Source organism: Hyphomonas sp. (genome assembly GCF_013823385.1).
GTDB lineage: Bacteria > Pseudomonadota > Alphaproteobacteria > Caulobacterales > Hyphomonadaceae > Hyphomonas.
The window spans coordinates 38,400-60,977 of record NZ_PNMA01000011.1; the positions used below are offsets into that span (position 1 = coordinate 38,400).

A 22,578-nucleotide genomic window follows, 5' to 3' on the forward strand; every position below is an offset into this window, starting at 1 on the left:
AGACTGGACGGTATGACCGAAGGGGCGTCAAGCACTCACTAGTGTTTGAAACAGTTCTCACGGTGCCACCCTAGGAAATTCGGGTGTGGTCTCAATTGTTCATCAATTGGTCGATGCGCTTTTCGATCCTTGTTGGCCAATACCCAGATTTGATCTGGATTGTTGACTTGGCGGGAAACCAAAAGGTCGAGATCATCTGAGAAGGAGATCAAGCCTCGATCAAACATCCAATGTACGGTTCCGGATAACGCAATTCCATTGCGGATGCTGTCAGGGCCGCCATTCGCAACCGGTTTGATATGTGCCGCTTCAACTTCTGCTCTGCCGCCGCCATTTATTAGCTGCAGACCGGTCACGGCGCACTTTCGATCATATGCTTCTATTACGGTCTTTCGGAAGATCCGATCTCGGACGGCTCGGTTCAGTGTCTGTTCAATTCGTGGCCGCTCGATCTCGAAGTCAAACCCCGTAGCGTGTTCTTGAACGCCAATATAGTGGCTTTCCCTTAGACCTTCTCCAACCCGAGGCAAAGTCTGGTCATCTGCTTCAAAAGCCCTCGAAAGGATTCGATAGAAATCATGATCCGATATTTCGCGGACTGCGTTTCTTATCAAGCCGCTTGGCTTGTTGCTTCCGGTCTCCAGCCCGCTTTCAAGAAATCCAGTTTCTGAATAGTAGGAAACAAACCGCTCGAACGGCAGGAAGGAGCCGGGCTCTATAATCGCGATAAACATGTCTGCTATGGTCGGATCGGGAATTACCTGCTGAACCTTCGCCACGGCATTGTATCCAAGGCGCCCACCGCCACCCCGGGGTTCGTAGTATATGATCCAATCGCCGATGAGCTTATCAACGCGAGACTTGTAGATCTTTGGAAACTGATACCGGGTTTCGGGCAAGTCATCATAGATCGAATCAGGACGATGCGCAAAAATGCCTTTGACCATGAGCGTAACTCTAGAAATTTATTGAAGCCGACTCAGTTAAAGCGAAATACGTCTTCATACCATTCTAAAGCGCGCTCTGTTGTCCCCACGTCGGGCAATCGCCACATCTGGAATACGGTCTGAATGGTGCCCATCACTCTTGCCGACCAAAGATGATACTGAGTGATGGCAGATTCAGGACTATCGGCATCGATAAACACATTTGCATTTTCGCCGTCCGAGTTTACCGCACTGAAGAAATACCGTTTCATTATCTCCTCCATAGGAGAAGAGGTCCCACGTTCTGGTGGAAATGTCTATGAAAATGCCGGCCCCTAAAGCTTCTCAAACTCCGCCGTGAAATGCCGCATCATGGGCGGCTCTTTCACGATGCGCAGGCCTTTGAGCTTGTCCTTGCTGGCGGCCACTTCCTCCAGCACTTCGACCACATAATCCGCATGGCTCTGGGTGTAGACGCGGCGGGGCATGGCGAGGCGGACGAGGTCCATGGCGGCGGGGGCTTCGGTGCCGTCCGGCTTGCGGCCGAACATGACGGTGCCGATTTCGCAGGCGCGGATGCCGCCGGTTTCGTACATCGCGCAGGTCAGCGCCTGGCCGGGATATTCCAGCGGCGGGATGTGGGGCAGGAAGGCGCGCGCGTCGATGAACACGGCATGCCCGCCGGCGGGCTTGACCACCGGAATGCCCATCGCGTCGAGACGCTCGGTGATATAGGAATTGCTCCGTACCCGGTAGCGCAGGTAATCCTCGTCGATGATTTCCTTCAGGCCCTGCGCGATGGCGTCAAGGTCGCGGCCCGCCAGGCCGCCATAGGTGGGGAAGCCTTCAGTCTGGATCAGCAGCGTGCGGGCGCGCTCGGCCAGGGCATCATCGTTCAGCGCCAGCCAGCCACCGATATTGGCGAAGGCATCCTTCTTGGCGCTCATCGTCATGCCGTCGGCAACGGCAAAACAGTCGCGCACAATGTCCTTGATCGAACGATCCTGCTGGCCTTCCTCGCGCAGCTTGATGAACCAGGCATTCTCCGCAAAGCGGCAGCCGTCAATGTAGAACGCCTTGCCATGCGCTTTCGCCAGCGCGGCCGCGCCGCGGATGTTTTCGAGGCTGACAGGTTGCCCGCCCCCGGCATTGTTGGTGATGGTCATCATCACGGCGGGAATGCGGTGGCCTTCTTCTGCCAGGACGCGCTCCAGCGCAGCCAGATCCATATTGCCCTTGAACGGATGATCCAGCGACGGCACGCGACCCTCGGCAATCGGAATGTCGAGGGCCTCTGCCCCCATCGCCTCGATATTGCCGCGTGTTGTATCGAAATGCGTGTTCGACGGGATAAGGTCGCCCGGCTTGGCGATCAGGCTGAAAAGCAGATGTTCGGCGGCCCGGCCCTGATGGGCTGGAATGATGTGGGCGAAGTCCATCAGGTCTTTCACCGCCGCTTCGAAGCGGTAGAAGCTCGGCGCCCCGGCATAGCTTTCATCGCCCGTCATCACCGCGCCCCATTGGGCCGCGCTCATGGCGGAAGTGCCGCTATCGGTCAGAAGGTCGATGATTACATCCTCCGAATGCAGCTTGAAAAGGTTGTAGCCGGCCGCCGCCAGCAGGCGCTCGCGCTCGGCGCGGGTCGTCATGCGGATCGGCTCGACCGATTTGATACGGAAAGGTTCGATAATGGTCTTCATTGGGCTCACTCCCGGCTGAAACATTCCTGGGAGTGGGGCCTTGATGGCAGAGCCCCGCGCACAGGAACTGGTCGCGCCGCGGTTGCCTCTCCAGTTGCCTGGATGACGGCCGCGCTCAGCGCCTGTTGCGATAGGCCGGATTTATCATGGCGGGTTGCCCCCTGCCAAGCGCAGAAGGTGAAATAAGGTTAACAGCACATTCACCATTTCACGCCACCAATAGCGTCCTGATTTGCTCTCAGGATGAGACCATGACCCTGCTTGAACGCGTTATCCGCGCGCACCGCTGCCGCTCGACGCATCATTTCATCGCGTTTGATGCGCTCTCCCTGATCGAGGGGCCCGAAGCCGAAGGCTGGAAATCGCTGATGCTGGTGCATCATGAGCACCTTCTGAAAGGCGCCAAGGCACCCGACGATACCTTCAAGGATTTCAAGAACCATGTCCTGCATGTCGGCGAGGGCGAATGGGGCGGGGCGCGCGCCAAGGCGGCCGAATGGTATGCCGTCGCGGTAGACCTGCTGCGCCGCAAGCGCTGGAGTGATGCCGCATGGGCGCTGGGCGTGCTCAGCCACTATTACGCAGACCCGATCCAGCCTTTCCACACCGGCCAGACCGAAGCCGAAGGCGTCATTCACCGCGCCGTGGAGTGGAGCATCGCCAAGTCGCGTCCCGAAATCGACGCGCGGATCGCCGAGCAGGGCTATCCGGACATCACGGTGCCGGCCGGGCTCGGCTTTGTGTCGGACATGGTGCGCGAAGGCGCCCTCCGCTCGCATGCCTATTATAATGTTTTCATCGACCATTATGACATCGATGCTGGTGTGGCCGATCCGCCCTCGGGCCTCGACGAGACGATGCGCGCCGCCATTGTGGACCTGATCGCCTACGCCACCGCCGGCCTGGCCGCGATCATGTCGCGGGCCATAGAAGAGGCCGCCGTCTCTCCGCCCAAGGTCAACCTCACCCTGCAGGGCTATATCGAAACGCTGGACATTCCCCTGCGCTGGATCACGGCAAAGCTCGAAGACATGGGCGACCGCCGCCAGGTCGAGAAGATGTACAAGGAATACCAGAAGACCGGAAAGGTCATCCGTACTCTGCCGGAAGACGACAAGCTTATCCGTGAGCAGCACGCCAAGGAAGTGCGCCGGATCTCTCTGAAAGAACTGAATGCGGAGCCCATCGCGCCGCTGGGCACGAAGCGGGATCCGGAGTTCGTACAGTCTGAGGACTATGCTGAAGATCTGCCCGGCGAAACACTCGACGCTGAGGACGAAGAGATCCTCGAAGCGATCGAGGATGAAGACGAAGACATCGTCGAAGAGGCTGATGCAGACGCCGAAGCCGATATGGAAGACGAATACGAGACAGAACTCGACGCCTCAGACGAGGGGGACGTCTATGAAGAAGAGGAAGACCTGGAGGACGAGTTTGAGGCAGATGCCGAAGACGAGACTGAGGAGGAAGGCGACCCCGCGCCGCCAGCCATCATCGCGCCGGCCGCCGCGCGCCGTCACCGCGCTTCGCTGACCTTTGACTCGCCCGTGGTGGAGGCCCCGTCCATCGGCCCGAAAACGGCCGCGCATCTTGCCAGGGCCGGCATTGAAACCGTGGGCGATCTGCTGATCTGCGACCCGGATGAGGCGGCAGAAGCCATCGGTGTCCGGCACATCACGGTGGACGCCATCGAGACCTGGCAGATGCAGGCGACGCTGATGATCGAAGTGCCGGGCCTCCGGGTGCATGATGCCCAGCTGCTGGTGGGCGCGGGGATTTCCTCGCGCGAGGATCTGGCGAACGCGTCTGCCGCGACGATCTTCGAACTTGCCATGGAGTTCCTCCAGACATCTGCCGGCTCGCGTGTCCTGCGGCCGGGGGAAACGCTGGAGGAGGAGGAAGTCGAAGAGTGGATCGAGATGGCGAACGAAACTGCCTGATCAGTTCCCTCGCGCCTTCAGTCCGCCCGCCTCATAGATCGCGTCGATCATCGCCATATTGGCCACGGCGTCCGCGCCGCCTGTCAGGGGCGCGGCCCGGCCCGCAATCACGTCGAGCACATGGGCCAGCTGATAGTCATAGGTCGTTTCTCCGGCTACGGAGTAACGGGTAATTTCTCCGCTGCGCTGGATCGAGATGGAGTTCCCGAAGCTGGGGTGGATCGGGTTCGTGGCGCGCAGGATGCCTTCGCTGCCCTTGATGGCCAGCAACGCCTTGAACTTCTGATCCGGCTTCATGCTGGTTCTGAGCCGGGCGGGAACCCCGCCGGGAAATTCCAGCTCCGCTTCGGTGAGAAGGTCGATACCGGGCGCGCCCTCTTCCATGCGGGCGGAAACAAGGCGCGGCTCGCTGCCGGCAACGGTGCGCAGCCAGTGAAGCGGATAACAGCCAAGGTCCATCAGCGCGCCGCCGCCCAGGTCCGGCCGGTGGCGCAGCTCCTCTGGTGCATAGGGAATTCTCACCGAGAAATCCGCTTTCATCGCGCACAGCCTGCCGATGGCGCCGCAGCGCACCTTTTCCAGAATATCGAGGAACATCGGATGGAAGCGGTAATGAAACGCCTCGATCAGATGCTTGCCCGCCCGCTCTGCTGCCGCGGCCATTCTCCGGGCCTCTTGCGCATTCATCGCGAAGGGCTTTTCACACAATACGTGCTTGCCGGCCTCCAGCGCCGCAATCGACAGATCCGCATGACGGTGCGGGGGTAGGGCGTTGTAGATCAGGTCGATATCCGGCCGCGTGATCAGCGCTTCATAGCTTTCCACAACTTCCGCAATGCCATGCTTGCCGGCAAAGAGTGCGGCCCTCCCGCTATCCCGCGCGGCGATCGCTGTGATGCAGCAATCACCCCGCTTTTTTACCTGCGGGATCAGGGCCTTGGGCGCAATTTTCGCTGCGCCGAGAATGCCGATCCGGATCATGCAGAGGCCCTCCCTCCGGCCATAGGTAAACAAACGCGCGCGGTTTGTTTACCCCGGCCTAACGCTGCTTAACCCCTTTCTTGATAAGTGACCCAAAAAGATTCACCCGATTCAGAAATCGGAAACCACACCTCGCGTTTAGTGCGGGCTCCACGGGGCCGTTGGATCTTAGGAGTGCCTTCGCCATGATAAATGATCTCATAGCGCACATCGCTAACACCAATGGTCTCGAGGAATCCCTCGCCCGCAAGGCGCTGGGCATCCTGCTCAATGGCGCTGACCGTCAAGGTGCGCCGCTGGCCGCTGTCACCTTCCGCACCGTTCCGGGCGCGCGCGCCCTTGCCGCCTCGGCCGGCGCTGAAATCGGCGCGCCCACCGGTGAAATTGCCCGCCTGATCGAGCTCACCCCCGGCGGCCGGCGCCGGGTTGTCGAGCATATGTTCGGCGCGCTGCGCACGGCTGGCATCGATCACGAAACCATGGGCCGTCTCCTGCCGTCCATCGGCAGCTGGATGCACGATGTCTGCGGGATTGAAGGGCTGGGCCAGCTTGGCGCCCTGATTGCGTATGACGCCGAGACGGCAGCGGCGGCTGCTGCCCGCGCAGCCTGACGCACGGGCGAGGCTTTTCAAGCCTCTCCAAGCCCGCTAGAGCCCCTCGTCAGAACTGACGCACGGACTGACAGGGGCCCGCCATCATGACGATTGAAAGCCTTCACGCGGATGAAGCCATCGCCGTTCGCCTCATGCAGGCGATCCGCGCCGATGCAGAAGCCGCCTGCGCGCCGGACGCTCTGGATCTGGTGTCGGTAACGCTTGATCTTTCCGCCACCGCTGAAGCGCCCGGCGCCCTCGTCTATACGCCCCGGATTGACCGCAAGACGCGCACCATTCTCTTCACGAGCGGGTCTGCCGCCGGCCCGGCAGGCGCCGTGATGACCGCCACGGTCGTCTACCGCATCCGCCCGGCGGGCTGAAAGCTGGCTGACCGGCCGGATTATTCTGCGGCCGGCAGAATTTCCTTGGACGGTTTTCCATCCTCATTGGCAGCGACACTGCCCGATGGGGGCGGCGTGCGATTTCCGCCCCTGCGGGCCCGCAGCCAGCTCAGCAGCTTGCGCACATAGGGTTTCAGCCAGTTGATGACCTGGCGTGCCCGGCGCTTCATCCGGTAGGGCACCAGAAGCCAGGTTGGCGTGACCAGCAGGATCATCATGGTGGAGAAGGCAAGGCCAAACACCACGGCGGTTGCCAGCTGAACCCACCATTCAGAGGTCGCCCCGCCGAAATTGATCGCCCCTTCGGAGAAGACCACCGTCATCTGCAGCACCATGGGCAGCAGACCGCAGACGGTTGTGCCGGTGGTGAGAAGGATGGGGCGGATACGCTGGGCTGCGGTTGCCAGGGCGGCTTCCTCAGGGGGGCGCCCATCCGAAAGCAGGCGGTTGAAGGTGTCGATGAGCACGATATTGTTGTTCACGACGATACCGGCCAGCGCCACGATGCCGGTTCCGATCATCAGGATGCTGACATAGGGCAATACGAGGTTGATGCCCACCAGCACCCCGGCCGTGGAGATGATCACGGCAGTCAGGGTCAGGATCACCTGCCAGAAGTTGTTGTACTGCCAGAGCAGGATCACGGCCATCATGAAGAGGGCAGCCGCCGCAGCCCCGCTGAAGAAGGCGGCGGCATCTGCGGAGTCCTCGTCGGCGCCCTCAAAGCGCACCTCGACCCCGGCAGGCATGTCCTGCGCGTCGATCCATTGCTTGAGCTCCGCCACGATGGCGGCGCCCGCGCCCTGTTCCGTTGCGTTGCCGCGTACGGAAATCACGCGCTTGCCATCCCGGCGTTCAATCGTGCTGACGCGCGGGGCAGGCTCGCGGTCAACAAACAGCGACAGCGGCACATTCCCCTGCGGGGTTGCGATCCGCAGGCTATCGAGCGCGGAGGCAGACCGGGCATCTTCCGGGAAGCGTACACGGATATCGATTTCATCATTGGAATCGTCCGGGCGGTAGCGGCCCACAAGAATACCGTTGGTGACAAGCTGCACCGCCGCGCCCACCTGGGCAACGTCCACCCCGAACTTGCCGGCTTCGGACCGGTCGACCGTCAGTTGGTATTCGACGCCCGGCAGCGGCCGGGAATCGTCGACCTCGCGCACATCCTCGCGCGCTTCGAGCCATCCCCGGATCATGTCCGCAGCCTGATGAAGCTCGCCATTGTCAAAGCCGAGCAGGGCAACCTGGATATCCTTGCCGCCGGGCGGGCCTTGTTCGCGCGGGCTGATCTGGAAGCGCAGAGCCGGAACATTGGAGAGACGCTCGCGCACCCGTTCCAGCGTCACGCGGCCGTTATAGGGGCCGTCAGCGGTCGTCTTCAGATCCATCAGGATCTGGCCAATCGTATCGGCCGGCATGCCGCCAGAGGCGTTCATGTTGACCCCGTTGCTGCCGGATGCGCCTGCGCGCGTCGACAGCGCCGTGATCCCGTCAAGGTCAGCGATGGCCGCTTCGGCGCGTTTCACCAGTTCAGCCTGCTCAGCTGCGGACAGCGCGCCCTGCGCCTGCACGAACACATAGGCCTGTTCCGGTTCGATATCGAGGAAGAGTTCGGATTTGTGCTGCGCTGAGCCAAACCACATGAAGATCAGAATGACGAGCCCGAAAGCCGCGCCCGTCGTCAGCAGGGGCCGGCGGATCGTTTCGCTGACCACGCGCACATAGGCGCCCAGCCAGCCTTTCGCCTTGCGCGGATCTGCGTCTGCTGCCAGAGCGGCGAGGTCTTCATCGGTGCCGCCGGGACGGGCGCCAAAGGTTGCCCCCATCACCGGCAGGAAGATCAGCGCGGAAATCAGCGAAGCCGTCAGCACGAAGATCAGGGTGATCGGCAGGTAGGCCATGAACTTGCCGGGCATCGAGTTCCAGAAGAGGAACGGCACGAACGCGGCCAGCGTCGTCAGCGCCGAGCTGACGATTGGCCAGAACATCCGCTTGCCCGCCAGGGCATAGGCTTCCTGCTTGTTGAGGCCCTCGGCCATCTTCCGGTCAGCATATTCGGTGACGATAATGCCGCCATCCACCAGCATACCCACCGCGATCACCAGGCCGAACATCACCATCATGTTGATCGTGAAGCCGAACGCGCCGAGCAGCAGGAACGCCATCACGAAGGTCGCCGGGATCGAGATCCCTACCAGCGCGGCCGAGCGCAGGCCGAGCGCGGCCACAACAATGATCATCACCAGCAGGATGGCCGTCATGATCGAGCTTTGCAGCTGGCCCAGCTGTGTGCCGATCATCTCGGACGTATCTGAGGTCACAACCGCCTGCACTGTCGGCGGCCAGGATTGCTGCTCGATGGCCACCGCTTCGCGCACGAAATTGGCCGTATCAAGAATGTTCGCGCCGCTGCGCTTGACCACTTCGATCAGGAGGGCGTTTTCGCCATTGAAGGTGGCAAAGCCGGTCGGATCCTTGAAAGTGCGGCGCACATCGGCCACGTCGCCAAGCGTCACGACCGCATTTTCGGTCTGCTTGACTGGCAGGGAGAGCGCGTCGGCGCCGGTGCGGATTATGCCGGGCACCTTCACGGCAAAGCTGCCCTGGCCGGTCTCGATGGAGCCTGCCGCCACAAGCCGGTTGTTGGCTGAGACGACCGCCATGATCTCCTGATAGGAAATATTGTAGGTTTCCAGCTTCACCGGATCGACGACGATCTCCAGCAGTTCCTCGCGCTTGCCCAGCACGCGGGCTTCCAGGATCGTGCCGTTGCTTTCCAACCGGTCCTTGAGATTGTCGGCAATCCGGGCGAGGCCGCGCTCAGGCGCGTCGCCATAAAGGTTCACCACCAGCACAGGGAATTGCGCCGCATTGAACTCGGTGACAATCGGCTCGCGGGCGTCATCGGGGAAATAGCGTTTCGCCATATCCACCTTGTCTTTGACGTCGAGCACAGCCTGATTGATGTCCGCGTCGATCTCGAACTCCAGCACCAGCTGGGCAGCGCCCTCGGTGCCGTATGAGTTGAAGGTCTTCAGGCCCTCAAGCGACTGGATCTCCTGCTCGATCGGGCGCACCAGAAGGCGCTCGGCGTCTTCGGGCGTCACGCCGGCGAGCGGCACGGTGATGGCCACGAAGGGGATCGGAATATCCGGGTCCGCTTCCTTGGGCATGTTGATATAGGTCGCCGTACCCGCAATCAGCACGCAGACCAGGATGGTAAGGATCATCCGGGTCCGGCCGATTGCCCAATCGACAATACCGGTCATTTTCCGGCTCCATCGGCGGCGACCGGTTTGATCGTCACGCCGTCATTGAGATAATCCTGGCCCATCGCAATCAGCCGCACGCGGTCAGGCAGGCCGGTCACCCAGGCGCCTTCGCTCGTTTCGTCGATGATGCGCACCGCCGCAAACGCGACTGTGTTGTTCTCGGTCACATAACGCGCGCCCAGCTGGCCGCCATCAGACAGGGTAAGAAGCGAGGGCTTGATCAGCGTTGCGTCCGTCTCGCCGGCGGGAATGGACATCGATGCCGTGATGCCGGCTGCCACCAGCGCGTCGCCGGTATCCAGCTCGGCTTCAATCGGGAAGGTGCGGGTCTGTTCGTTTGCCGTGCGCGCTACAAAGCGCAGCTTGGCTGGGAACTTGCGGCCGTCAGCCAGCACCACTTCGGCTGCCATGCCCGTCTGCAACAGGCCGGCCTGCGCTTCGGTCACTTCTGCCGCCACGATCACCGGATCAAGATCGACCAGAAGTCCGCAGGCGCCGCCCGGAGAAAGATAATCGCCCGCTTCCGCCATGCGGCGTTCGAAGACGCCATCAAACGGCGCGCGGATCTGCGTGCGGGAAAGTTCCACCTTGGCCGAGTTCACAGCCGCTTCAGCCGCGTCAAGGCTGGCCTTGGCCGAGGCCTCGCGGTTTGCCGGCGTCAGGCCCTTCTCGGCAAGCTTCACGGCAGCTTCATACTCCACCAGCGCAGAGTCGCGGGCCGCTTCGGCTTCTTTCACCCGGGCGCTGCGCGCCTCCACTTCCAGCCCGCAGAGCAGCGTACCGGCCTTGACGAACGTGCCTTCGCGTACCGGCGTTGAGATCACCGTGCCGGAGGTTCCCGCCTTCAGCGTCACCGATTTGTCCGGCGCCGTGCGCCCCTTGGCGGCAATCCGGATCGTATGCCGCTGGCTTTGCGCCTCGGTGACGAGGGCCTGGGGCACATCGGAACGGGTGGAGGCTTCGGCCGCGGGTTTCTCCGTGCTGATACTTCCCCGCACCATGCTGCGAAGTCCGAAGTAGGCGACAATAGCCGCCAGAATGATGGCGGCGATCAGGACGGAACGGTTCACTTTGCGGGTCTTTCCTGGGAGGACGGGCGGTAAAATAGGGCATCCTGACGCAAGAGTCAGGGTTTGTGCTAAAAGATTTCTAGCACACGACCGGTTTCCAGCCTGCAAAGGACTGGACCACTTTGGTTAATTGCTTGATCTGCCTGATTAATTCTTGCGAATATTACAGAGCGGTGACAGGCGGTTTCCGCCCAGCCCAGGGCCGGGCGGCCTCCAGTTCCAGCGCCAGTTCGAACATCAGCCGGTCATCGCCCCGCCGTCCGGAGAACATTGCCCCGATGGGCAGGCCCGACGGCGACCAGGAAAGCGGCACACTCATCGAGGCGGCGCCCGCCACATTCATCGGCGAGGTGTAGGCAACGAAGCTCAGCACGCTGTCCATCACCGCGTCAAAGTCCCTGTCCGGGGCCTGCTCCCCGATGGCCACGGCCGGGCTTCCCGTTACCGGGGTCAGCAGAATGTCGAGATCATTGAAGAAGCTGTGATACTCTTCCTCGAAGGCCAGCAGATAGCCGATGATGCCCGGCAGGTCGTCCATCCGGCTGGCCGCCATGTTTGCCAGGCCCAGAGTCCAGGGTTCCAGAATGTCCGGGCTGATCGGCTTGCCGGAATAGGCGCTGACCTGACGCGCAAACTCTCCGGCACCTGCAGCCCAGTACATGATGAACGCGTCGGTGAATTTCGGCCCGTCCATCGGGAGGGTATAATCGATCACGGTATGGCCAAGCTCGCGGCAAAGCTGCGCGACATCCTCGATTGCGGCGCGCGTATCGGGATGCAGCATTGTTCCACCAATCGGTTCGGGCGCAAAGCCTATCTTCAGGCGCCGGGTCAGGGGCTGGATTTCTCCGAGCGCGGGATACGCTCCGCCGGGCACTTCCGCCGCGCGGAAAAGCTCAATGGAATCCCGTGCACTGATGGTTACGGCATGGTTCACCGAAATCTGAAGCGGCGGCGGCGCCGCGCCGGGCTCCGTATAGGGCAGGCGGTCGCGCGAAGGTTTCATCCCGAACACGCCGCAGGTGGATGCGGGTATACGGATGGACCCGCCCCCGTCGCTGGCATGGGCAAAGGGCACAACGCCGGCCGCGACCAGCGCGGCGGCGCCGCCGGATGATCCGCCTGGTATGCGGGAGACATCCCAGGGATTGCGGGTCGGGCCATTAGCCAGAGACTCTGTGGAGGAAATCAGGCCCGCTTCCGGCGTTGCCGATTTGCCCAGCGATACAATGCCCGCCCGCCGCCATCTGGCGGCAAATACATTGTCTGCGGTTGCCATATGCCCCTCAAGGCCCCGGCAGCCTCTCAGCGTCGGCGCGCCCCGCCAGTCGATCAGATCCTTGATGAAGCTCGGCACGCCCGCAAACGGCCCGGCCAGCACCCCGCCGGCATCAGCGCGCGCAATCTCGAAGGTCTCGGTCACGATGCCGTTGATCTGTCCTTCAACGGCCCGCGCCCGCGTGATCGCCGCCTCCACTTCTGCCAGAGCCGTCGTCTCTCCCGAAGCGATGGCGGCCGCGATGGCGACCCCGTCCCGGAAGCCGGCGGGCGCCGCCGCGATGTCCGGCTTGGAGGCAGTGTCTGTCGCCCTTGGCGAGCAGGCGGCGAGGGCCAGCGTGGCGGCGCCCCCGGCAAGGGCGGCGCGGCGTGTCAGTCGTGTCATGTAAGGAAAGCTCCCGGTCCCATGCAGTCTCTGCAATTCATCGGCGCCCATGGTGGCGGCCAAGCGCGCCCGGCGCAAGCCCCGCCGGGCGTGACCTTGACACTGGCCGCGCCTATCCTTTTGCGGGTATGGCTCCTGCCAAGCCCGGAAAGGATCCCTCCTGATGACAGACGCGCCGCCTCCCGAGCGTGATCGCGCCGACAAGATGCTGGTCGCCCTCGGCCATTTTGAAAGCCGGGCGGGCGCGCAGGCGGCCATCGCAGCCGGCCGGGTCAAGGCCGATGGCCAGCTGATCCGCAAGCCCTCGGACATGATCGCCCGCAGCGCCCGGATCGAGGCCGAAGCGGCCCATCCTTATGTCTCCCGCGGCGGGCTGAAACTTGCCCATGCGCTCGAGACGTTCGGCATCGATGTCACCGGCAAGACCTGCCTTGACCTTGGCGCCTCCACCGGCGGCTTCACGGATGTCCTGCTGCAGCGCGGCGCGGCGCATGTCACCGCCATTGATGTCGGCCACGGCCAGCTCCACCCGAAGATCGCTGCGGACACGCGCGTCTCGGCCTTCGAAGGGCTGAATGCCCGCGATCTGACGCCCGCTCATCTGAAGGCTGCGCCGGAGATCATCGTCTGTGATCTGAGCTTTGTGTCCCTGCACAAGGTTTTGCCCGTACCGCTGACGCTTGCCGCGCCAGGCGCCCGGCTCATCGCCCTGTTCAAGCCCCAGTTTGAAGTCGGGCCGGAGAATGTCGGCAAGGGCGGTATCGTCACCGATGAAGAAGCGGTGCGCGAGGCCCTCGCACGGTTTCCGGTCTTCCTGTCAGAGAATGGTTGGCGGGCCGAAGCGCCCATCCCCAGCCCGATTGAAGGCGGAGACGGGAACCGGGAATATCTCTTCCTCGCCCGCAGGCCTCAGATCTAGTCGCGCGCAGCAACCGTCAGCGGCACGTCCACATCTTCCGTAGTGCCATCTTCAAACTGTACACGGACGGTGACCGTAACTGCGGTGCCGGGCGTGAGGCTGTCGGGTTGCACGCCGAAGAACATCAGATGGTCGCCGCCCCGCGTCAGGGAATGATCGCCATTGGCGGGCACGGTAAAGGCATCCACCTTGCGCATCGCCATCTTGCCATCGGCGCTCATCTCATGGGTGTGCAGCTCAACGGCCTGCGCAAACGGCGCCTCGGCCGCAATGATCGTCACCGGCCGCGCGCCCGCCGCAAAAGTGCCAAAGCCAGCGGTCACATCACGCCCGGCGGGCGGCATCAGCAGGCTGCCTTCGACCAGCGCCAGCGTGCCGGCAATGATGCCCCGGTCTACCGGCGCGTCAGCCGCGCTGCCCATGTCATCGCCATGCATCCCGGCATGATCGTCGTGCACGGCTTCAGCTTCCACCGTGGCCACGGCGGCGTCGCCCGCAGGCTGCTCGTTTGCCGGCGCGCACGCCGCCAGAAGCAGGGCCGAAAGGCTCGCGGCAGTAATCAGGGACACGCGCATGGAAAAACTCCGTTCAGATCCGCACCAGCGCGCAGTGAACATCAGCTTCCCCCTGGTGGCAATTCCGTTTCTTGCCGCGCGTCAGGCTGCCTCAGTAGCCGTAGAGTTCTTCCTCGCCCCAGCCATCCTGGATCTGCCACTGGCGGGTGCGGTCGTTCCAGCAGGCGGTCACCGGATCACGCATCACCTGGCCATCGGGCATCTGCGTTTCGCGGTGGATCACCCGGCAGTCCGGGCCCCCGGAAGCTGGCTGGCCGCCGCCATACTGATACCCGCCCGAGGGCGGATAGGACGGGGCAGGCGCCGGCGCCGGATAGGAGGAGGGATAGCCTGATGCCGGATAAGGCTGCGGCGCCGGATGGGGATAGGTGTTGGGCGCCCCGCGCATCACCTCGGCCCCGCCATAGAGGCCCTGCGTCGTCTGAGGGATCGAGCCGTAAGGCACCGAGGAATAGCTGCTGACCGGCGCATACGCCACCTGGCAATCCCCGGAGGATTTCTTGCCGATGTCGCTGCCCGCGAGGCCGCCAACCAGCGCGCCCAGCGTCGCGCCAACGGCCACCTGGCCGGAATTGGATCGGCTTTCCTTATAGGTGCGCGGCGGTCCCCGGCGGCGGTATTCGGTGTAGTAGCGGTCATTGTCGATATTGTTGCCGATGGCGCCGCCGATCAGGCCGCCAACCACCGCGCCGACGACCGCGCCGGCCGTCCCGTCAGACGATTTCTGCCGCTCGCACTGCACATTGCGCGCCGGCGCCGGGTAGGGATCATAGCCATAGCCGTATTGGGCATGGGCCTCGCCAGGCAGGGAAACGGCCAGAAGGCTGACGCCGCAGGCGAGAATGGCCATCTTCATCATCACCACACTCCTTGTGAATGAAGGCCGAGCGCCTCCAGTGTTTGCGCCAATCTGGCCCGGTCAAGCTGAACCGGACCTGAAGGCACTGCCCCCACCCCAAACCTGTCTGGACGCGCCGCCCTGCCGGGCACATATTCCACCCATGGAATGGCACAGGATCGCCGCAAGAACAGCAGGGCGGGCCCGGTATGCGGCCGGCCAGGGGCTGCGCTCTGCCTGGTATACGGCGCAGATGCAGGCCGCCCGCGCCCGGGCCGAAGGCTTCAACCGCCCCGGCGAGCCCGCCTTCCAGCCGAGCCGCGGCCGGCCCGACATGGCAGAGCTGCGGCGCGCCTATTTCGAGCTTTTCCTTCAGGACCGGGCCAATATCGAGGCCGGCCTCTATCCCGAGCCGCGCGAGCTGAGCCTGGCCGGTCTTCCCGGCGCGCTGAAGGCCGCCCGCGCTTTCCAGCAGGATGTGAAGGCGGTGGACGAACGGCGTCTCGCCAGGGACGGGAAGGCGCTCCAGCGTGATCTTCAGGCGGGCGGCGATTTCCTCCACAGGAACGCCAACCGCTACCCCGATTATTATCTGCAGAACTTTCATTACCAGACCGGCGGCTGGTTCACCGATGAAAGCGCTGAGCTCTACGACACCCAGGTCGAAGCCCTCTTCTCCGGCACGGCCGACGCCATGCGCCGTGCCGCGCTCGCCGAGATCGCCAAGGCCCTCAAAGGCCGCGACCAGCGCGGCGTTCATCTGATGGATGTCGCCTGCGGCAATGGCCGCTTCCTAGAAAAGGTGCTGGAGATCTGGCCGCGCCTCAAGGTCACCGGGCTTGACCTCTCTCCCTCCTATACCGAAGCGGCCCGCGCGCGGCTTGCCCGCTGGCGGCAGGCCGACGTGATCCAGGAGATGGCCGAAGCCATGCCGGTGGAAAGCGAAAGCCTCGACATCGCCGTGTCGATCTATCTGTTCCACGAACTTCCGCCGCGCGTGCGCCCGCGCGTCCTGTCCGAGATACTCCGTGTCCTCAAGCCTGGCGGCCTGTTCATTCTGGCAGACAGCCTGCAGTTTTCAGATCGTCCGCCTCTGGACGGTTTGCTTGAATATTTCCCGCATGGTTTTCATGAGCCCTATTACAAGGACTATCTTGCATGGGATCTGGACGGCGCATTGACGCAGGCCGGTTTCGTTAAGGAGTGTGGCACACTTGCGTTCCTCACCAAGGTAACGGCTTGGCGCAAGACACATCTCTGACAACTATATTAAGTCTCTGCAATCAATCGTGTTTTTTCAGACACAGTGTGCCGGCAAAGCCGGAAAATGACTGTATGGAAAGATGGAACACGGAGGATTCGTGGCTACGTCTCTGCCTGTGCCCGGCCAGAAAGCCAGGCGCAGTAATAAGGAGAAAGTAGATCATGAAACTTGCACTTGCTTCCCTCGCAGTTGTTCTCGCCGCCACGCCCGCTGCCTTCGCGCAGGGCGATGTTGAAATCAGCGGCGGCTATTCGAACTTTGATGTCGGCCCGGCAGAAGTCGGCGCGCTCACAGGCCGGGGCACCTACTTCTTCAACAAGAATTTCGGTGTTGAAGGCGAAGCCTCTGTTGGCGTGAAAGATGACGATTTCGGCTTTGGCAAGGTCGAGCTTGATCATTCGCTGGGTGCCTTTGGCGTCATGCAGGCGCCGGTGTCCGAGCGTGTCAGCCTGTTCGGCCGCCTCGGCTACTCGTCAACCGAACTCAGCGCCAACGATCCTGCGCTCAACGCAGCAGCGGCTGACATCAAGGGCGTCGCTTATGGCGTCGGCGCGAAATTCAATGCCAGCGAACGCTTCGGCATTCGCGGCGAGTTCACCAAACACGAAGGCGACCGTAACGACGCCGACGTGGTGTCCATCGGCGGCGTGATGCGCTTCTGATGTAATTCCACAGCCAATTTCCTCCCAAACACTTCCCCGGCGCCCCGTGCGCCGGGGTTTTTGTCTGTGGACAGAATGTTGCGCAAAGGTAAACATTAAGCGCCTGTAATTAATCGTGCCTTTTCTGACACAGGGGTCAGGGATTTCCGCAACATTGCTGCGAAGAAAGGTGGCATACGGATTTTTCATTGCTATTTCGGCCATGCGCTCAGCGCAGTTTTTTGGAGAAAGCGTATAATGAAAATCGCACTTGCTTCCCTCGCCATTGCCCTCACGGCTGCACCTGCAGCTTTCGCTCAGGGCGATGTCGAATTGAGCGCCGGCTATTCGAACGTTGACATCGGCTCTGCCGATCTCGGCGCCCTGACGGGCCGCGGCTCTTACTTCTTCACCCGTCACCTGGGTGTCGAAGGTGAGGCATCCATTGGCGTGAAAGACGATGATGTTGGTCTGGGCAAGGTCGAACTCGACCACTCCATCGGCGCTTTCGGCGTCGTGCGTGCTCCGATCTCTGATCGTTTCCACATGTTCGGCCGGGTTGGCTACGCCACCTCCGAACTGAGCGCCAGCGTTCCGGGCGTCGGCTCGGCTTCGGGTGATTTCGACGGCGTGGCATACGGCGTCGGCGCGAAATTCTTCGCCACCGAACGCTTCGGCATCCGCGGCGACTTCACGAAATATGAAGGCGACGACAATGATGCCGACGTGATCTCGATCGGCGCAGTGGTCCGCTTCTAAGCCTCCCTTGCACCTCAGAACAAAAACCCCGGCGCAGAACGCGCCGGGGTTTTTTATTCTGTCAGCTGATGGTTTTTACCGCCCCGTCTGCCCGCGATGGCGCAGCTTGGCGTCGGCCAGCACGCAGGCCATCATCGCTTCGGCCACCGGTACGGCGCGGATGCCCACGCAAGGGTCATGACGGCCAATGGTGCGCACATCGACTTCCTCGCCGTCCCGGGTGATGGATTTCACTTCGTTGAGAATTGAGGAGGTCGGTTTGATCGCGATACGGACGACCACATCCTGGCCCGTCGAAATACCGCCTGCCACCCCGCCATTATTGTTGGCGAGGAAGCGCGGCGCGCCATTGCCGGCGCGCATCTCATCGGCATTCTCTTCCCCGCTCATCGCGGCGGCGGCAAAGCCTGCGCCGATTTCGACGCCCTTGGCCGCGTTGATGCTCATCATCGCGCCGGCAAGTTCGGCGTCGAGCTTGCCATAGACCGGCGCGCCCCAGCCGGCCGGAACGCCGGAGGCGTGAACTTCAACAATCGCCCCCGTCGAGCTGCCGGATTTACGCACGCTGTCGAGATAGTCTTCCCACTCCGCGGCCATGTTTGCGTCCGGGCACCAGAAGGGATTGTTCTGGGTTTCCGCCCAGTCCCAGTTTTCCGGGTCGATCATGTGCGGGCCGATCTGCACGACAGCGCCGCGAATGAGGATGCCCTCGCCGAGCACGCGCCGCGCCACCGCGCCGGCGGCCACACGGGCGGCGGTTTCCCGCGCTGAGGAACGCCCGCCGCCGCGATAGTCGCGCACGCCGTATTTCTGGTCATAGGCATAGTCAGCATGGCCGGGGCGGTAGCGGTCACGGATTTCGCGGTAATCTTTCGAGCGCTGATCGGTGTTCTCGATCATCAGCGAGATCGGCGTGCCGGTGGTGACGGGGCCATCGGTGCGGTCGTCCTCGAAGACGCCGGAGAGGATTTTCACCTCATCGGCCTCCTGGCGTTGCGTCACGAAGCGGGAGGTTCCCGGCCGGCGCTTGTCGAGGAATTGCTGGATGAACGGGGCGTCCAGCGGCAGGCCGGGCGGGCAGCCATCGACCACGCAGCCAAGGGCCGGCCCATGGCTTTCGCCCCAGGTGGTGACGCGGAACAGGTGGCCAAATGTATTGTGCGACATGTGACAGGCTATCCTCTCGCGGCTGCGGGCCTCGTCCTATATGAAAAACGAAGCCTTACAAACCGCGAAAAGGTGGGCGTGCCCATGACCTCTCCCGTAATTCCGCCCAGCCCCAGCGCGGCTGACTATGCTGCCGAGGGCGACCGCCCGCTGGTGCCGGAGACTGATAACCCCATCGGCCTCTTCCAGGACTGGATGGCGCAGGCCCGCGCCAGCGAGCCCAACGATTCCAACGCCATGTCGCTGGCGACGGTTGACGCCGAAGGCCGGCCAGATGTGCGCATCGTGCTGCTGAAGGGCGTCGACCCGGAGGGCTTTACCTTCTTCACCAATCTTGAGAGCACCAAGGGCGTGCAGCTGGCCGCTCATCCGGTGGCTGCGCTCTGTTTCCATTGGAAAAGCCAGCGCCGGCAGGTGCGGGTGCGCGGCGGGGTGACGCCCGTGAGCGCGGCCGAGGCCGACACCTATTTCGCCAGCCGCGCGGCCCAGAGCCGGATCAGCGCGATTGCCTCCGACCAGTCCCGCCCGCTGGCCGACCGGGCGGTGTTCGAGCAGCGGGTAGCCGAAATCTCGTCCATCTATGGCGACGACAAGGACATTCCCCGCCCGCCGCACTGGGGCGGTTTCCGCCTGGCGCCGACCGAGATCGAGTTCTGGCAGGACCAGGCCTTCCGGATGCACGACCGGCTGCGCTTCTACCGCAAGGAGGGCGGCGGCTGGGCGACGGTGCGGCTTTACCCGTAAGCCGCCGCCCCTTTGCCGTCAGATGATCCCGGCTCCGGTGCGCTCCACGATCATGTGGGGCGCCCCGTCGCTGGTGCGGGCCTGCGAGACGCCGGCGGCGGACACGGTAATCGTCACGCGGGTGCGCAGGTTCGAGAAGCTGTCAAACGCGACCACATCAACGGCCTCATCAAAGTGGATCGTCACTTCAAAGGCGGCCCCGTCATGGAGTTCCCGCACGCCGAGAACCCGGCCGGAGAAGGGCTGTTTGAGATACCGGCCCGAGACCAGATCGCCGACCTGAAGGGGCGCTTCGGGTTCGTTCGACAGGCGGGCGGATGCCGTGTTCCAGTCCCGGTAGCCGAGGTCGCGGGCGACCAGCTCCAGCGCATGGGAATGGGAAACGGGCGTGCCCGATCCGGCGAGTTCGGCGCGCAGCGCGCGGGCGCGGGCTTTCGCCTGCGCGCGGTTGGTGATGGGGGAAGACATGCGAGGTTCCTTCTTCCGCCAGTCTCAGTGAAGCAGGGCTCGCATTGCTGCAGGACTGGCAGGGAGAGGAGGGCTCATCTGCTGTCATGACCGCGCGCCGGAGCGCCGGGGGATCTTCACCTTGAGGCGATAAGCCTTGCGAGCGGCGGGCGTCCCGGACCTTGGGGCGCGCAATACGCTGGCGCGGGCAAAACGTCAAGAATTGCCAAGCCGCGCGGAGTATCGGAGAAGGTGGCATCAAATATGACAAAACATGCCTTTGGGGGAAACGTCATGAAACTTGGTCTGCAGATTGTGCTGGGGCTGTTCTCGCTGATCCCGCTGGCCTTTGCCGTGATGGGCGTCATCGGGGGCGCGGCCGCGCTGTCGCCCCATGCGCCGGTGGCTTCAGCGGTGGATAACCAGTTCCGGTATCTTTCGGGGATGTATGTGATCGTCACCCTGCTGCTGTGGAGCATCATTCCGCAGATCGAGAAACACTTCCGGACCGCCGCGATCATCTGCGCTGCGCTGTTCATCGGCGGTATCGCCCGCTACATCTCCTGGCAGGCCGTAGGGCTCGGCACCAGCTATCAGTTGACCGGTATGTTCATTGAACTGGGCTCCCCGCTTGTGCTCCTGTGGGTCTGGCTGGTGGCGCGGCGCGTGAAGGGCTGAAGGCAGCGGGTTTGTCCGGAACGCGCGGGGCGCGGCCGGGGGTTTGTTTGTGCGGAGAGCGCCCCCACCCTTGCCCTCCCCCATGTCTGGGGGAGGGGACGTGTTGCGTGGTGGGGAGAGGTTGGGTTTCGGTGGAGAGCGACTTTTCCCCAGGGCGCGACTTGCCCCCTCCCCGCTTGCGGGGAGGGATGGGGTGGGGTGGCTGGCGGCTAGGAGGTGTCGGGGTGTGGGGCTCCCCCCTCCGCCCCTGCGGGGCACCTCCCCCGCAGGCGGGGGAGGAGGACAGTGCCGGAGGGAGAGATTTCGTCCGTTGGAGGAGTTTTGGACTCTTCCGAGAAAATAGTGACGAGGTTTGGGGAGATGTGACTTTCCCAGATGGGGTCATCCCAGCTCGGTTTGACGGCTTTGGGTTTCTTGTAGGCGCGCCAATGGTCGCCGACATGGACGATGTGGATGTGGCCCCATTTGCTGACCGAGATCAGGAGGGTGCGGAGTTCCTTGTCCTGACGTTTGAAGATCCAGCGCAGCTGCAGCCAGAGGTACGGCCAGAAGACTGGCAATACATGGGCATAAAGACGGGCGGCGATCTGGGGTGACATGGGAGGGAGTATAACTCCGTTCCCGGAGGGGGTGGATGAAATTCCTGGAAATCGCCTAGGTGCTGCAGGTTCAGCGGGAAATTTGTTGGATAGGCTGCGGATTTTCGGAGAGCAGCCACACCCTATCCCTCCCCACATTTGTGGGGAGGGGACCTGTTGCGTTTTGGGGAGAGGGACGGTTTCGGCGAAGGGTGACTGGCCCCCTCCCCGCTGGCGGGGAGGGATAGGGTGGGGGCGCTATCGGCTTGCTGCGCCCTCGGAGTTTTTCGTGGAAGGCTCCAAGGGCGCTCCAGGGACAGACTTGGACAAATCCGGACAAATCCGGACAGGTCCGGTCACGGGGTGGCGCAGGTGGCCCAGCCTTGGTCGTCAGCGGTCAGCCATTCGGCGACCTTGTAGGGTTCATCGGTGGCGATGAGGACGACGCCGTCATCGACGAGGCGCTGGTATTCGCTGCCATCGCCATCGGCCCAGTATTGATCGTCGAGGCGTTCGCCGGGGCGGCCGAGGGTGCCGAAGGCGGGCTCGACGCCTTCGGCGAGGAGGCGGGCATAGGCGGCGGGGTCGGGCTCGCGGGTGCCGGTCCAGGCGACGAGGCGGCTGCGGTCGATGCCGAGGCCTTCGAGGCGTTCGATGTCGCGCCCGCCAAAGGCCGAGGCGGTCATCATCGCGCCGGGGGCGACACGGGCGATTTCGGCGGCTTCCTCATCCGAATAGGAGATCATGAGGACATTGCCTTCGGCGCCGGCGGCCACGACGGCGGCCCAGATATTGGCGAAGGAGGTGGTCTTCTTCCGGTCAAGCTCGACGATGGCGCCCGTATTGCGCGCCCAGATCAGGGCGTCGGTCAGCTTGGGCGGGTGAAACTCCGTCACCTCGCCGGTGATGTCCTTCAGGCGGTAGCCGGCGATGGTGGCCCAGTCAGTATCGGAATTGTAGCCGGTGGCCTCGATGGTGCGGCCGAAGCGGTCGTCATGGTGGAGGAAGAGGACGCCGTCGCGGCTTTCGGCAACGTCGATCTCGAAGACGCGGATGCCGCGCTCGAAGCCGTATTGCATCGTTTCAATCGCGTTTTCCGGATAGCCCACGGCCGGGCCGCCGCGATGGGCCGCCACGAGGACGCCGCCTGTCTCGCGCAGGCAGTTGAAGAAATCGGGCAGCGGGGCGGTCAGCGCCGTGCTCATCGCGGCGGGCGCGCTGCCGGGATCGGCGGTCTCGATGGGCGTGTCGACCGGATCTGTGGCCGGGGAGGCGGCCGGGGCCTCACTGCAGGCGGCCAGGAGGAGGGCCGACAGGCCCGCGATCAGAAGCCGTGACATCAGCGTTGTCCTTTCCTTGCGTCAGCGCGTCTGCCCGAATAGACAGGGCTTTGAAAAATCACAAGACACGACC

Annotated in this window: 22 protein-coding genes; 9 read left to right on the forward strand and 13 right to left on the reverse strand. The window is 63.1% G+C overall.

Translation table 11 applies throughout. The features are described from left to right. Window positions 1-38: 38 nt before the first annotated feature. The 3 genes from C0456_RS08615 to C0456_RS08625 all read right to left on the reverse strand — a co-directional run bounded on the left by C0456_RS08615 (window position 39) and on the right by C0456_RS08625 (window position 2,626). Window positions 39-947 (reverse strand): HNH endonuclease, encoded by a 909-nt coding sequence (locus C0456_RS08615; protein WP_291050548.1) that lies wholly within the window; start codon window positions 945-947, stop codon window positions 39-41. 32 nt (window positions 948-979) lie between these two features. Continuing rightward, complete coding sequence (locus C0456_RS08620; RefSeq protein ID WP_291050551.1) at window positions 980-1,198, reverse strand: hypothetical protein; 219 nt, start codon at window positions 1,196-1,198, stop codon at window positions 980-982. A 63-nt stretch (window positions 1,199-1,261) separates the two neighbouring features. After that, the gene (locus tag C0456_RS08625; RefSeq protein ID WP_291050554.1) at window positions 1,262-2,626 is read right to left on the reverse strand and encodes a tryptophanase; all 1,365 of its coding nucleotides are present in this window, start codon (window positions 2,624-2,626) and stop codon (window positions 1,262-1,264) included. A gap of 251 nt (window positions 2,627-2,877) precedes the next feature. Between C0456_RS08625 and C0456_RS08630 the strand changes: the two genes are divergently transcribed. Further along, complete coding sequence (locus tag C0456_RS08630) at window positions 2,878-4,566, forward strand: DUF4332 domain-containing protein (RefSeq protein ID WP_291050557.1); 1,689 nt, start codon at window positions 2,878-2,880, stop codon at window positions 4,564-4,566. Here C0456_RS08630 and C0456_RS08635 read toward each other — a convergent pair whose 3' ends face one another. Next, window positions 4,567-5,547 carry a Gfo/Idh/MocA family oxidoreductase gene (locus tag C0456_RS08635; protein ID WP_291050559.1) on the reverse strand — a complete coding sequence of 327 codons (981 nt, stop codon included), beginning with the start codon at window positions 5,545-5,547 and terminating at the stop codon, window positions 4,567-4,569. A gap of 185 nt (window positions 5,548-5,732) precedes the next feature. On the opposite strand from C0456_RS08635, the gene C0456_RS08640 reads away from it, so the two are divergent. Next, on the forward strand, window positions 5,733-6,158 hold the full coding sequence (locus tag C0456_RS08640) for a hypothetical protein (RefSeq protein ID WP_291050561.1): 426 nt from the start codon (window positions 5,733-5,735) through the stop codon (window positions 6,156-6,158). 86 nt (window positions 6,159-6,244) lie between these two features. Next, entirely contained in the window at window positions 6,245-6,523 is a 279-nt protein-coding gene (locus C0456_RS08645) for a hypothetical protein (RefSeq protein ID WP_291050563.1), read from the forward strand. Window positions 6,524-6,543: 20 nt separating this feature from the next. On the opposite strand, the gene C0456_RS08650 is transcribed toward C0456_RS08645, so the two are convergent. The 3 genes from C0456_RS08650 to C0456_RS08660 form a co-directional block, all read right to left on the reverse strand. Then, window positions 6,544-9,819: an efflux RND transporter permease subunit gene (locus tag C0456_RS08650; protein WP_291050566.1), complete on the reverse strand. Its 3,276-nt coding sequence runs from the start codon at window positions 9,817-9,819 to the stop codon at window positions 6,544-6,546. Beyond that, window positions 9,816-10,892 carry an efflux RND transporter periplasmic adaptor subunit gene (locus C0456_RS08655; protein WP_291050568.1) on the reverse strand — a complete coding sequence of 359 codons (1,077 nt, stop codon included), beginning with the start codon at window positions 10,890-10,892 and terminating at the stop codon, window positions 9,816-9,818. Before C0456_RS08655 ends, C0456_RS08650 begins: the two co-directional genes overlap by 4 nt. Window positions 10,893-11,055: 163 nt before the next feature. Beyond that, window positions 11,056-12,555, reverse strand: a complete 1,500-nt coding sequence (locus tag C0456_RS08660) for an amidase family protein (protein WP_291050571.1) — start codon at window positions 12,553-12,555, stop codon at window positions 11,056-11,058. 163 nt (window positions 12,556-12,718) lie between these two features. Between C0456_RS08660 and C0456_RS08665 the strand changes: the two genes are divergently transcribed. Then, entirely contained in the window at window positions 12,719-13,474 is a 756-nt protein-coding gene (locus tag C0456_RS08665) for a TlyA family RNA methyltransferase (protein WP_291050574.1), read from the forward strand. On the opposite strand, the gene C0456_RS08670 is transcribed toward C0456_RS08665, so the two are convergent. Continuing rightward, window positions 13,471-14,049: a copper chaperone PCu(A)C gene (locus tag C0456_RS08670; protein ID WP_291050577.1), complete on the reverse strand. Its 579-nt coding sequence runs from the start codon at window positions 14,047-14,049 to the stop codon at window positions 13,471-13,473. The genes C0456_RS08665 and C0456_RS08670 overlap by 4 nt on opposite strands. Before the next feature lie 91 nt (window positions 14,050-14,140). Next, the gene (locus tag C0456_RS08675) at window positions 14,141-14,908 is read right to left on the reverse strand and encodes a glycine zipper domain-containing protein (RefSeq protein ID WP_291050580.1); all 768 of its coding nucleotides are present in this window, start codon (window positions 14,906-14,908) and stop codon (window positions 14,141-14,143) included. 142 nt (window positions 14,909-15,050) lie between these two features. On the opposite strand from C0456_RS08675, the gene C0456_RS08680 reads away from it, so the two are divergent. From C0456_RS08680 to C0456_RS08690, 3 genes are all read left to right on the forward strand, one after another. Further along, a complete protein-coding gene (locus tag C0456_RS08680; protein ID WP_291050583.1) occupies window positions 15,051-16,148 on the forward strand; it encodes a class I SAM-dependent methyltransferase in 1,098 nt (365 codons plus the stop codon). A 164-nt stretch (window positions 16,149-16,312) separates the two neighbouring features. Continuing rightward, window positions 16,313-16,813, forward strand: a complete 501-nt coding sequence (locus tag C0456_RS08685) for a porin family protein (protein ID WP_291050586.1) — start codon at window positions 16,313-16,315, stop codon at window positions 16,811-16,813. A 237-nt stretch (window positions 16,814-17,050) separates the two neighbouring features. Then, on the forward strand, window positions 17,051-17,551 hold the full coding sequence (locus C0456_RS08690; protein ID WP_291050589.1) for a porin family protein: 501 nt from the start codon (window positions 17,051-17,053) through the stop codon (window positions 17,549-17,551). A gap of 75 nt (window positions 17,552-17,626) precedes the next feature. On the opposite strand, the gene aroC is transcribed toward C0456_RS08690, so the two are convergent. Next, window positions 17,627-18,718: a chorismate synthase gene (aroC, locus tag C0456_RS08695; RefSeq protein WP_291050594.1), complete on the reverse strand. Its 1,092-nt coding sequence runs from the start codon at window positions 18,716-18,718 to the stop codon at window positions 17,627-17,629. A gap of 84 nt (window positions 18,719-18,802) precedes the next feature. Between aroC and pdxH the strand changes: the two genes are divergently transcribed. Next, window positions 18,803-19,462 carry a pyridoxamine 5'-phosphate oxidase gene (pdxH, locus tag C0456_RS08700; RefSeq protein ID WP_291050597.1) on the forward strand — a complete coding sequence of 220 codons (660 nt, stop codon included), beginning with the start codon at window positions 18,803-18,805 and terminating at the stop codon, window positions 19,460-19,462. Between the two features lie 18 nt (window positions 19,463-19,480). Here pdxH and C0456_RS08705 read toward each other — a convergent pair whose 3' ends face one another. Beyond that, window positions 19,481-19,930: a glyoxalase superfamily protein gene (locus C0456_RS08705; protein ID WP_291050600.1), complete on the reverse strand. Its 450-nt coding sequence runs from the start codon at window positions 19,928-19,930 to the stop codon at window positions 19,481-19,483. Between the two features lie 273 nt (window positions 19,931-20,203). Here C0456_RS08705 and C0456_RS08710 point away from each other — a divergent pair, with 273 nt between their 5' ends. Next, entirely contained in the window at window positions 20,204-20,587 is a 384-nt protein-coding gene (locus C0456_RS08710) for a DUF4345 domain-containing protein (protein WP_291050603.1), read from the forward strand. Window positions 20,588-20,796: 209 nt separating this feature from the next. On the opposite strand, the gene C0456_RS08715 is transcribed toward C0456_RS08710, so the two are convergent. Then, window positions 20,797-21,186 (reverse strand): hypothetical protein, encoded by a 390-nt coding sequence (locus C0456_RS08715; protein ID WP_291050606.1) that lies wholly within the window; start codon window positions 21,184-21,186, stop codon window positions 20,797-20,799. A 335-nt stretch (window positions 21,187-21,521) separates the two neighbouring features. Further along, the gene (locus C0456_RS08720; RefSeq protein ID WP_291050609.1) at window positions 21,522-22,505 is read right to left on the reverse strand and encodes a glycerophosphodiester phosphodiesterase family protein; all 984 of its coding nucleotides are present in this window, start codon (window positions 22,503-22,505) and stop codon (window positions 21,522-21,524) included. Between the last annotated feature and the right edge of the window lie 73 nt (window positions 22,506-22,578).

Excerpts from the sequence above, each read along its gene's own strand:
- C0456_RS08615 (WP_291050548.1), bottom strand. The coding sequence starts at position 947 with ATGGTCAAAGGCATTTTTGCGCATCGTCCTGATTCGATCTATGATGAC.
- C0456_RS08620 (WP_291050551.1), bottom strand. The coding sequence starts at position 1,198 with ATGAAACGGTATTTCTTCAGTGCGGTAAACTCGGACGGCGAAAATGCA.
- C0456_RS08625 (WP_291050554.1), bottom strand. The coding sequence starts at position 2,626 with ATGAAGACCATTATCGAACCTTTCCGTATCAAATCGGTCGAGCCGATC.
- C0456_RS08630 (WP_291050557.1), top strand. The coding sequence starts at position 2,878 with ATGACCCTGCTTGAACGCGTTATCCGCGCGCACCGCTGCCGCTCGACG.
- C0456_RS08635 (WP_291050559.1), bottom strand. The coding sequence starts at position 5,547 with ATGATCCGGATCGGCATTCTCGGCGCAGCGAAAATTGCGCCCAAGGCC.
- C0456_RS08640 (WP_291050561.1), top strand. The coding sequence starts at position 5,733 with ATGATAAATGATCTCATAGCGCACATCGCTAACACCAATGGTCTCGAG.
- C0456_RS08645 (WP_291050563.1), top strand. The coding sequence starts at position 6,245 with ATGACGATTGAAAGCCTTCACGCGGATGAAGCCATCGCCGTTCGCCTC.
- C0456_RS08650 (WP_291050566.1), bottom strand. The coding sequence starts at position 9,819 with ATGACCGGTATTGTCGATTGGGCAATCGGCCGGACCCGGATGATCCTT.
- C0456_RS08660 (WP_291050571.1), bottom strand. The coding sequence starts at position 12,555 with ATGACACGACTGACACGCCGCGCCGCCCTTGCCGGGGGCGCCGCCACG.
- C0456_RS08665 (WP_291050574.1), top strand. The coding sequence starts at position 12,719 with ATGACAGACGCGCCGCCTCCCGAGCGTGATCGCGCCGACAAGATGCTG.
- C0456_RS08670 (WP_291050577.1), bottom strand. The coding sequence starts at position 14,049 with ATGCGCGTGTCCCTGATTACTGCCGCGAGCCTTTCGGCCCTGCTTCTG.
- C0456_RS08675 (WP_291050580.1), bottom strand. The coding sequence starts at position 14,908 with ATGATGAAGATGGCCATTCTCGCCTGCGGCGTCAGCCTTCTGGCCGTT.
- C0456_RS08680 (WP_291050583.1), top strand. The coding sequence starts at position 15,051 with ATGGAATGGCACAGGATCGCCGCAAGAACAGCAGGGCGGGCCCGGTAT.
- C0456_RS08685 (WP_291050586.1), top strand. The coding sequence starts at position 16,313 with ATGAAACTTGCACTTGCTTCCCTCGCAGTTGTTCTCGCCGCCACGCCC.
- C0456_RS08690 (WP_291050589.1), top strand. The coding sequence starts at position 17,051 with ATGAAAATCGCACTTGCTTCCCTCGCCATTGCCCTCACGGCTGCACCT.
- aroC (WP_291050594.1), bottom strand. The coding sequence starts at position 18,718 with ATGTCGCACAATACATTTGGCCACCTGTTCCGCGTCACCACCTGGGGC.
- pdxH (WP_291050597.1), top strand. The coding sequence starts at position 18,803 with ATGACCTCTCCCGTAATTCCGCCCAGCCCCAGCGCGGCTGACTATGCT.
- C0456_RS08705 (WP_291050600.1), bottom strand. The coding sequence starts at position 19,930 with ATGTCTTCCCCCATCACCAACCGCGCGCAGGCGAAAGCCCGCGCCCGC.
- C0456_RS08710 (WP_291050603.1), top strand. The coding sequence starts at position 20,204 with ATGAAACTTGGTCTGCAGATTGTGCTGGGGCTGTTCTCGCTGATCCCG.
- C0456_RS08715 (WP_291050606.1), bottom strand. The coding sequence starts at position 21,186 with ATGTCACCCCAGATCGCCGCCCGTCTTTATGCCCATGTATTGCCAGTC.
- C0456_RS08720 (WP_291050609.1), bottom strand. The coding sequence starts at position 22,505 with ATGTCACGGCTTCTGATCGCGGGCCTGTCGGCCCTCCTCCTGGCCGCC.